The organism is uncultured Sutterella sp., from assembly GCF_937923675.1.
Lineage (GTDB): Bacteria > Pseudomonadota > Gammaproteobacteria > Burkholderiales > Burkholderiaceae_F > Sutterella.
This window is the reverse complement of record NZ_CALDXB010000052.1, coordinates 22,600-31,922: the sequence shown is the minus strand read 5'-3', so window position 1 is coordinate 31,922 and position 9,323 is coordinate 22,600. Positions and strand designations below refer to the sequence as shown.

At 61.7% G+C, this 9,323-nt stretch carries 8 protein-coding genes; 4 read left to right on the top strand and 4 right to left on the bottom strand.

The features are described 5' to 3' along the window. The first annotated feature begins 185 nt into the window (after positions 1 to 185). The gene (locus Q0106_RS06340) at positions 186 to 1,046 is read left to right on the top strand and encodes a pyruvate, water dikinase regulatory protein (RefSeq protein WP_297610432.1); all 861 of its coding nucleotides are present in this window, start codon (positions 186 to 188) and stop codon (positions 1,044 to 1,046) included. Between the two features lie 96 nt (positions 1,047 to 1,142). Here the strand turns inward: Q0106_RS06340 and Q0106_RS06335 are convergent, their stop codons facing one another. Next, complete coding sequence (locus tag Q0106_RS06335) at positions 1,143 to 1,763, bottom strand: LysE family translocator (protein ID WP_297610428.1); 621 nt, start codon at positions 1,761 to 1,763, stop codon at positions 1,143 to 1,145. A 22-nt stretch (positions 1,764 to 1,785) separates the two neighbouring features. After that, entirely contained in the window at positions 1,786 to 2,439 is a 654-nt protein-coding gene (gene slmA, locus Q0106_RS06330) for a nucleoid occlusion factor SlmA (RefSeq protein ID WP_297610425.1), read from the bottom strand. A gap of 154 nt (positions 2,440 to 2,593) precedes the next feature. Between slmA and Q0106_RS06325 the strand changes: the two genes are divergently transcribed. Further along, entirely contained in the window at positions 2,594 to 3,814 is a 1,221-nt protein-coding gene (locus Q0106_RS06325) for a multidrug effflux MFS transporter (RefSeq protein WP_297610422.1), read from the top strand. 76 nt (positions 3,815 to 3,890) lie between these two features. Next, positions 3,891 to 4,856, top strand: coding sequence for an AEC family transporter (locus Q0106_RS06320; RefSeq protein ID WP_297610418.1), 966 nt, complete (start codon positions 3,891 to 3,893; stop codon positions 4,854 to 4,856). On the opposite strand, the gene Q0106_RS06315 is transcribed toward Q0106_RS06320, so the two are convergent. Continuing rightward, a complete protein-coding gene (locus tag Q0106_RS06315; protein ID WP_297610415.1) occupies positions 4,840 to 5,457 on the bottom strand; it encodes a hypothetical protein in 618 nt (205 codons plus the stop codon). The genes Q0106_RS06320 and Q0106_RS06315 overlap by 17 nt on opposite strands. A 97-nt stretch (positions 5,458 to 5,554) precedes the next feature. On the opposite strand from Q0106_RS06315, the gene Q0106_RS06310 reads away from it, so the two are divergent. Then, positions 5,555 to 5,758 carry a hypothetical protein gene (locus tag Q0106_RS06310; protein WP_139688953.1) on the top strand — a complete coding sequence of 68 codons (204 nt, stop codon included), beginning with the start codon at positions 5,555 to 5,557 and terminating at the stop codon, positions 5,756 to 5,758. Positions 5,759 to 5,834: 76 nt separating this feature from the next. On the opposite strand, the gene Q0106_RS06305 is transcribed toward Q0106_RS06310, so the two are convergent. Further along, complete coding sequence (locus tag Q0106_RS06305; RefSeq protein ID WP_297610411.1) at positions 5,835 to 9,317, bottom strand: ATP-binding protein; 3,483 nt, start codon at positions 9,315 to 9,317, stop codon at positions 5,835 to 5,837. Positions 9,318 to 9,323: the final 6 nt, after the last annotated feature.

The window sequence follows — 9,323 nt, the reverse complement described above, 5'->3', positions numbered from 1 at the left end:
ATAAAACTATACAGGGCTGAGCTTCAATAAATATTTGTAATCGTCAGCCCTGTCTGACGCCTCTGCAACAAAAACAGCACCCGGCGGAAGCGTCTAAAATTCTCTTTTTTCCATTTCACCCATGCTGCGGCGCCTTCATTTTTTCAGGCGGCCGCGCCTTTCCTAAAGTGTCAGGAGCTTCCCACATGACAGATCAGGAACTCGATCCGCAGAAAGCCGAGAAGACCCGTCAGGTATTCATCGTGAGCGACGGAACGGCCATTACCGCCGAAACGCTTGCGCATTCGATCCTCACGCAGTTCCCTGATCTGCACTATCACCAGACGCGCATTCCCTTCGTCGACACGATGGAAAAAGCCATCGATACGGCGCGCCGCATCAATGCCGTTGAAAAAGAGGACGGTCTGAGGCCCATCATCTTCACGACCTTCGTTGAGCCTGAAATCATGAGGAGCTTCAACGAAATGGTCTCCGGCCACATCATCGACCTCTTCCGCAAGTTCGTGGGCCCCCTGGAAACCGAGCTCGGCATGAAGAGCGCCCACAGCATCGGCCAGACCCACCGCATCCGCGACGACGAAAAGTATCAGCGCCGAATTGCCGCCATCGACTACACCCTGCAGCACGACGACGGCCAGACGAACCGCGGACTCGACGATGCCGACGTGATTTTGGTCGGCGTGTCGCGTTCCGGCAAAACGCCGACCTCGCTTTTCCTCGCGATGCAGTTCGGCATTAAGGTCGCCAACTATCCGCTTATTCCGGAAGACTTCGACCGCGGGTCGCTCCCCGAAGCGCTGCTGCCGCTCAGAAGCAAGCTCTTCGGCCTCTCCATCGCCCCTGAAAGGCTCTCTGAAATCCGCAACGAACGCCGCCCGGGCAGCCGCTACGCAAGCATTGAGAACTGCCGCATGGAAATCCGCGATGCCGAGGATCTGATGCACCGCGAAGGCATCCGCTGGCTCAATTCCACCACGAAGTCGATTGAGGAAATTTCCGCGACGATCATGTCCGAGCTCGGACTCGACCGGCAGCGGAAGGCCTGATCCGCTTCTCGCCCCATGCAAATGGAAGAAAAGCCCGTCTGAATTCAGGCGGGCTTTCTTCTTATGAGAGTATCCGGAAGGCCGGAGCTGATGCGGTCAGGGAATCAGGGTAAAGACCGCGAGACCGAGGAAGATCACTGCAGAAACGCGGTTGAGCGCCGCCTGAAACCGGGGGCTTCTCAGCCGGTCGGCGAGCGTTCCCGCACCCCAGGCGATGCCGCAGAAAACGATGAGGGTGGCGGCAATGAAGGTTGCGCCCTGAATCACCATCTGAATGACGAGCGGCATGCCCGTGACGCCTGCCGGCACGAACTGCGGGAAGAAGGCGAGAAAGAAGATGAGCACCTTCGGATTCGTGATGTTCATGATGACGCCGCGGCGCCAGAGGGCGAAGGAGGAGAGCGAAACGGCGCCCCGTCCTTCCGCACCGTCCTTTGCGTGCGTCCAGGCCATGAAGGCGAGGTAGAGAAGATATGCGGCGCCGAGGCACTTGATGGCCCAGAAAAGGGCCGGCGCGGCCGCCACTACCGCAGCGAGGCCGAGCGCCGCGGCAATCGTCTGCAGGATGAGGCCCGTGCAGAGCCCGAGCACGACGATGACCCCGGCGCGCACGCCGTGAACGGCCGACTGCGTGAGCACGAAGAGATTGTCCGGTCCCGGAGCAATCGCGAGCAGGAAGCTCGCGCCCGCAAAGGCAAGCCAGATCGAAAAAGGCATCTTCTGCAGCTCCCGGAGAAAGTCAGATGAAGAAGGGCGCCATGGCGACCGGACTCACGCCGTTGGGGCGAACCTTAAAGCCCGTCATCACGAACCTCAGCCAGCGTCCGAGCACCCAGTTGATGACGAGATTCGCGTGCAAATCGGCGTTGAAGTCCGCCGGGAGCTCGCGCGCCATCACGGCGTCGCGGTAGGTCTGCCTCAGCCCCATTTCAAGCTTGTCGACGAGGTGCGTCATGCGCTCGGTGAGCTTCGGGTCCTCCTTCATGAGAACCTGTCCGGTCATGACGCGCGCAAGTCCCCGGTTCGCATCCGCGAAGTCAAGGAGCACCGTCACCATCACCTGGATGCGGCCCGTAGCCTTAAGCGACTGGTCTTCGCGAATGCGCCCGAAGAGTTCAAGGAGACTCGTCTCGCAGAACTCGATGAGTGCATCAAACATGGCGCCCTTCGAGGGGAAGCTGCGGTAGAGCGCGGCTTCGGAGAGGTCAAGCTTCTTGGCAATCTGAGCCGTGGTGATGCGGTCGCAGTGCGGGTCCTCAAGAAGCTGAGCGAGCGTCTGCAGAATATCGGCGCGGCGGTTCTTCTTCGCGCGTCCGGATCTCGGCACGCGCACCGTCGGACGGTCGGCATTGCCGGGGGGCGGATTGGAAGCAGCATCAAAGATCGTGGTCATTGTTTGTAAGCAGTAACTATCAGAGGAACTGAACTCTAATCCAAGAAGCCGTTATCGGCAAACTTTCGGATGCCGGAAAGCAAAGAGAAAATCTTTTTTAGAATCTCTTTTTCCCGTTCGCGAACCCATTTCCTGCCGCTCAGCGACCTCTTCGATGTCAGAACAACAGAACAGCCGCATTTTTCTCCTCATTTTCCTCGCTGCGCTTGCGGCCTTCGGTCCCTTCGTCACCGATTTCTATCTGCCGACCTTCCCCGAGCAGACGCGGGACTTCGGCGCCTCGCCCTCTGCCGTGCAGCTCGGCCTCTCGACAACCATGTGGGGGCTCGCCGTCGGGCAGCTTCTCGTGGGACCGCTTTCCGACCAGTCCGGGAGAAAGAAGCCGCTTGCCGGGTGCCTCCTCATTTTTGTCGTCTCCACGGCCTTTGCTGCTGTTGCGCCCTCGATTGAACTCTTTCTCGTCATGCGCTTTCTCGAAGGGCTCGGCGCTTCGGGCGCCATCGTCATGTCGCGCTCCATTGCCGCGGACCGCTACACGGGACGCGAGCTCGGAAGCTTCATGGGCGTCATGGGCTCGATCCAGGGCATTGCACCCGTGACGGCGCCGCTCCTCGGCGCACTCATCGCAGACTTCGCGGGCTGGCGCGGCATTTTCTGGCTCATGTTCGCGGCGGGCATCGTGCTCCTTGCGCTCACGGTCTTTGCGCTCAGGGAAACGCTCCCGCGCGCGCAGAGCCTCAGAACGAAAGCGCGCACGCCGGAAACCGTCCGCAAAAGCGCCTCAATTCTCTTTTCCGATCCGATCTTCATCGCGATCGTCCTGCAGCAGTTCCTGGCATCCTGCGTGCTTTTCGGCCACATCTCATCCTCACCCTTCATCTTCCGGGGACATTTCGGGCTCTCTTCCGAGCTCTACGGCCTCGCCTTCGGCGGCATGGCGCTTGCCATTACGCTGGGCGCCGCAGTCTCGGGCCGCCTCGCGAGCCCCCTGAAGGCGATTCATCTGGGCGCTGCCGGGATGCTTGCCTCAAGTCTCCTTCTCGCGCTCGTCTTTTCGCTCGAGGCTTCCATTTTCCCGACGCTTGTCTGCTACGTCCTCGTCCTTGCTTCGCTCGGCCTCACGCTTCCTGCGGCCATGACCGCAGCGCTCACGCTCCATCGCGCCCGGGCCGGGTTTGCCGCTGCAATTCTCGGATCCGTCACCTTCATCGGCGGCGGCATCATTGCGCCCTTCACCGCCATGGCGGATGCCCGGCTCTGCGTTTCCGTCATCTTTCTCGCGGCGGACGTTCTCCTTGTTCTCGTGTCTCTCTGGCTCAGCCGCCGCGTGAAGCTTGAGGATGCGCAAGGGACCGCCATCCCGCTCAAGGATTAGCTTCGCACTGCCTTTTCCGAGGCCTCGCGAAGCATAAAATTTAAAGATTCTTCCTTGTTTATTAAAGCGCCCGCTCATGCTTGAAGCATTTCTCAAATCCATCAACTGCGTCATCATCATGGGACTCCTCGCAGGAGCGGGGTACTGGACGGCCTCCAAGGGCTGGTACGACCAGACGGCGACGCAGCTGATTGCACGCCTCGTCACGTTTCTGTCGCTGCCCTGCTACCTTTTTGCAAGCGTCTCCGAGCGGCTCACGCACAACGAGCTGATTGCGCTCGCCGGCCCCATGGTGATTCCCTTCATCTCGATGTGGCTCGTCTTCTTTACGAGCCGCATCATCATCCGGCTCGGGCATGTGACGGCGACGCACTCCGGGATCTTTTCCTCGGCCTATACCGCCTCGAACAACATGTTCATCGGGCTCCCGGTATCGATCGCGCTCTTCGGCGAGGAAGCCGTCATTCCGACGCTTCTCTACTTCTTCGCCAACACGACGTTCTTCTGGACCATGGGGAACTATCTCGAAGCCATGGACGGCGTGAAGAGCGAACACCGGGAAGCGCCGAAGGTGCTGTCGCTCACGACCGTGAAGCGCGTCTTTTCGCCGCCTCTCTGCGGGTTCCTGCTCGCCATCATTCTGCTCCTCCTCGACCTCAAGTTCCCCGAGCCCGTGATGGCGGCGGCGAAGTACATGGGCGGAATCACGACGCCGCTCGCGCTTATCTTCATCGGCCTCATGATCCATACGATCGGGATCCGCAACATCAAATTCTCAAAGGATCTGATGCTCGTCCTCTTCGGGCGCTTCCTCGTGAGCCCTCTGGTATGCCTCGGCCTCACGATGGTTCTGCCCGTGCCGGAGCTTTTCGCCAAGGTGTACGTGATTCAGGCGGCGCTCCCCTGCATCACGCAGATCGCCGTACTTGCGCGCTACCACCACGCGGACGTGGAATTCGCGACGACGTCGGTTGCCTCAACGACGCTTCTCGCCTCGATTGCGCTTCCCATCTGGATGATCATCCTTACGGCGATTCATTAATGCCGCGCTCTTCGTCGAGCCGCTTCTGAAGCTTCCTCCAGGCGTCGAAGCGCTTCGAAACCCGGGCGAAGCGCTCGTCGAGCGCCTGCTTGTGCGCCCGGAGCTCGGCAACATCCTCCGGGTCGGCGTCGATCTCTTCGAGAAACTCCGCTTCGCGCGCCGCATCGTCGCGCGCCCGGACAAGACTTTCGAGCGTCTTCTCAAATTCGCTTTCGGTGAGCGACTCGAGCGGGGCATCGAGCACCCGCAGCGCGGGCTCTGCGTCCTTCCCGCCGCTCTTTTCGGGCTCCCGATTCTCTGCGGGAGAGAGAAAGGGCAGCTCCGTCTCCGGGCCGCTCCCGGGCGCAGGCCGGCGAAAGCGCTCGAGTGCTTCGGCTATTTCATCGGGCATGCCCTCCGGCAGGACGCCCGGGTTTGGCGCCTGCGCCTCCGGCTCCCGACGCGCTTTCTCCTCAAACGGCTTCAGGTCGAGCGAAAAGGAGAAGTCGGCGCTCCCGAGACAGAGCGGGCCGTTCGCGGCGGAAAGCCGGAGCTCGGCACCGGTCGCGCGGTCGCGCAGGATGACATGACCTTCAGGAAGAATGACGTCGTAGGCGGGCATAGCAAAAAGCAGTAAGACGGACTTAATTGGGAAAGACTAACATTCTCCGAAACAACCCAATTTCCCGCCAGCTCTTTTCAAGTCAGGTGAATTCAGAATGTTTACCTTCATTACGATTGTTCTCGCCCTGATCTGGGCGGTTGCGTCCTTCATTCTTCTCTTCAAGGTCTGGGACAACATCGGACCCGCCGTTCTCTCCATGTCTGGCGGCAGCCATGCCGTTCAGCTCCTTGCCATGGCGATCGTCTTTCTCGCCATCTGGGGCATCCCGGGCTGGATCTACATGAAGATTTTCGGGTAATTCTTCACATTGCCCGAAGAAGGCCGTCCGGCGGAAATTGAAATTCCGCGGGCGGCTTTTCTTTTTCCTGCCGTCTTCAGGCCTTGGCCGGCGTCTCTGATCCGAAGAGCCTGCCCGCGAGCGCCGCTCTCATCGCCTCCTCGTCCGCATTGAATGCGTAGTCGCCGGGCTCCAGGTACTCTACTTTTCTCGGAAGCGCTCCGGCAAGGATGCCGACAGCGGGCTCGAGCGTCCACTCGCCCCAGTCGCCGATCACGATGAGGTCCCGCCTCGCGCGCGTGACGGCCACATTGAGAAGGTTGGCCGGCATGGAGGCCCAGCGGCGCTGCCGCCTTCCCTTCGATCCCGGAATCGAGCCGAGAACCAGAATCACGACGTCCGCTTCCTGACCCTGGAAGGTATGCACCGTGCCCGCACGGGCATTGAAATCCCTGAGGCCGAGCTCGCGGATGATCCGGCCCGCGCCTTCGGCAACCGCTCTGAAGGGCGACAGAACAAATACGCTCAGTCCGCGATTGAGGCGGTCGGCATGAAATTCCATGAGGAGCTTTCTGAGCCACGCCATCTCCTCACGGATCATCTTGGGGTCTCCCCCGGCGCCCTGCGTCCTTCTGCCCTTTTTCGACACCCTGACGGGCGGCACGTAGGACTTTCCGACGATGTCGTACCAGCAGCTCTGCGCGGGCCGTCCGTCATCAACGCGGGGCGTCATCTGCACCATCTGCCCGGCGTAGGAAAGGGCATTGGCGATCTCGAACATGGGCGAGAGGCAGCGCCGGTGCGTGCGAAGCGGAAGCCCCGTCCAGACGTCCTCATGGGAGACGCTGTCGCGGATGCTCGTTCCCGCCTCCATGGAGGCATCCGCGAGAGACTGGAGCGAACTCTTCATGGGCGACCAGACTTCATCGACGAGCGGGTGCCGGCCCCGCAGAAATTCGGCGAGCGGTTCCGGCATGGTGACGACCGGCATCAGCTGCCTCAGGTCGCCCAGGACCACTGCCCGGCGGGCGCGGTTGAGAATGCCGACGGCGGCCTGGGGCGACGCCTGACTCGCTTCGTCGATGAAGACCCAGGGGAGTTCCGAAGAACCGACCTGCGCGAAAAGCCGGCCGGCACTCGCGAGCGTCGTTGAAATGACGGGAATGAGGAAGGAGAGGAACTCAAAAACCTGGCGCGCCGAGCCCGACTCAAAATGCGGCATGCCGGCGAGCAGATAGCCTGCCGCCGCCCGCAGTCCCTTCTTTGCGGCATCGGCCTGCGCCACCAGGGTCGCCGCATGGAGCTCCATCGCCGCCTCAAAGAGTTCCGAGCGCAGGCGCTCGAATTCCTCGTCCACCCAGAGGGTGAGCTTATGCTGCGAGGGATCTTCGGCAAGGGGCGTCGAAAAGACCTGCGGCACCACGCGGTGCGTGCGGCATCTTTCTGCCATCCGCTCCCGGCGGACCCGGACCTTTTCATCGAGCTCGCGAAAGCGCTTCCGGGCGCTCAGCCAGTCTTCCTCCGGGAGGCGCCGCATGAGATCGAGCTGATCGAGCACGTCGTCGATCTGCTGCTGAATCGTGGAGCCGAAGGGATTGGTCATGCCGATCCCCATGACGGCCTGCACGAACCGGCCGCAGTTGCGGCGGCTCCCGAGCGTCGCCGAGGAGAGTCCCCAGACTTCCTCAGGCGACTTCACGCGTTTGAGGAGCGTCTCGCGGAGCATCTGCCGGCGCTTTGCCGCAGGAAGCTTCTGCCACTCCTCGCGGGAAAGATCTGAGGGTCCGGCATTTCCGTCCTCAAAAGAGAGGTTCGGGTCGTCGTCTTCTGATGCGCCTCCATGACCTTGAGTCGCCGAACGCCCCTTTTTTCCGGTGCGCGCGAGGGGCTTCATTTCGACGGCGAGCGCCATCATCCCGAGCGCGCAGTCGCGCCAGTAGGAAAAGGCGGGCCTTGTGCCGCCCGTCGAGGGGTCGGGTTTGGGATCCCTCAGGCCGTAGCTCCGGGGGAGCGAATCCGTAATGTTGCGGATCGCCGCATTGTTGTTGGAGGCCACTACCATGAGCGAATCCTCCGCAATGCCGGCCTTGACGGGCGTGAGCGAATCGATGCGGTTGGCGGAAAGCTCCCAGACGACGGGATGCTCCCAGTCGAAAACATCTCTTGACGAATTCTTTTCTGCAATCCGTCTCGCACGCCGCGTCACGATCTCGGCAATGATGTCTCTCAGGAGCCAGCTTTTGCCCGTGCCCGGAGGGCCGTTCACGGAAACGAGGGGACCGAAGCCTTCGCCCGCCCGGAGAATGCCCGAGACGGCCGCCTGCTGAGCGAGGTAGAGGTGGTGCGAGGGGTCTGCGGGCCAGCGTCCTGAAGGGAGGCCCTCGGGCTTCAGGAGGTCGGAGAGGGCCGCCGGGGACTTGAGAAGATCCGTGCGTCTGACGTCCTTGCCGCTTCCGAGCGCGAGAAGCCTCGCAAGCGGTCCGCTCACGGGCTGAAGGAAATCGAGGTCTTCCGGAGAAAGCTGACCGGCGGCATTCGCCGGCACTTCTGACTGGAGCTTCTCTTCGGAAGCGTCTTCCGCTTCGGACGCCTTCCCTGAATCAAGCCCCCGGAGCCTTTCCATATCGGGAGCAAGAATGGGGCTCGCGCCTGCATGCATGAGCGCAACGCGCGCCGCCCGTATGTCCGCAAGGTAGAAGCTTCTTAAGGGCCCGGGTTCGGGAGGTCTCCTCCGCAGCGGCCGCGAAAGCGTCGTCCTGACGACGCAGGAAAGTCCCTCGGGGAGCCCTGCGCCGCGCGCGAGCTGGTCGGAGAGTTCGCAGATGAAGCCTTCGGCCACGGGCTCCGCGTCTTCCATGGGATCCGTAAGACAGATCATCACGGGGTCGCCGTCGATCTGCTCGGCCCTGACTGCAAGGCCCGACCCGCAGTCCGCAGACTGGCCGCAGACGCGGGCGACCTCGGCCTCCATCCAGCGCGCCATGCGCTCGCACCTGAGAAGCGCCCCCTCAACGAGCCTGAGGTCCTCCGCCTCCCTGAGACGCGCCTTTTCGGCGCGAAGATACCTGAGCGCGCCGCAAAAGCCTGCCGCCTCAAAGCTTTCGTCAATGTACTTTCCCCAGGGATTGAGCTGAAAGCGCGCGAGATAGGTTTGCCCTCTCAGATCCGACCCGGCAATGGAGGATGAGCTCATTTCACCCCAGATCGAATCCATGCTTCCCGCAAAGGCCGGGTGATCCGCGGAACTTTCCCCGCTTTCCTTTCCCTCTATTGCGCTGAATTCCCTCAGAAGCTGCCGATAAACCGCGCGCTTTTCAACGACGCCGAGGTAGACGGTAAAGAAGGGAAGATCCGCCTCAAGCAGGGTGCGCGGAGCCCTGGCCGGATATTCGTAAGCCTCATGGAGCCGCATCGACTGCCAGCGCTCGACAGCCTCAGCCTCGTTCCCGGAAAAGCGCCCCGGGCGCCATTCGCTCCAGAACGTGCCTTCCGCTTCCTTTCTGCGGAAATCCTCCGGCGTGAGAAGCTCTATTTCCTCCCAGAACCGCAGAATCTCCAGCTGAGCAGCCCGGCTTTCCACGAAGCG

Bases quoted from the DNA above. Each gene is read 5' to 3' on its own strand.
- Q0106_RS06320 (WP_297610418.1), top strand. From the start codon at position 3,891: ATGCTTGAAGCATTTCTCAAATCCATCAACTGCGTCATCATCATGGGA.
- Q0106_RS06315 (WP_297610415.1), bottom strand. From the start codon at position 5,457: ATGCCCGCCTACGACGTCATTCTTCCTGAAGGTCATGTCATCCTGCGC.
- Q0106_RS06310 (WP_139688953.1), top strand. From the start codon at position 5,555: ATGTTTACCTTCATTACGATTGTTCTCGCCCTGATCTGGGCGGTTGCG.
- Q0106_RS06340 (WP_297610432.1), top strand. From the start codon at position 186: ATGACAGATCAGGAACTCGATCCGCAGAAAGCCGAGAAGACCCGTCAG.
- Q0106_RS06335 (WP_297610428.1), bottom strand. From the start codon at position 1,763: ATGCCTTTTTCGATCTGGCTTGCCTTTGCGGGCGCGAGCTTCCTGCTC.
- slmA (WP_297610425.1), bottom strand. From the start codon at position 2,439: ATGACCACGATCTTTGATGCTGCTTCCAATCCGCCCCCCGGCAATGCC.
- Q0106_RS06325 (WP_297610422.1), top strand. From the start codon at position 2,594: ATGTCAGAACAACAGAACAGCCGCATTTTTCTCCTCATTTTCCTCGCT.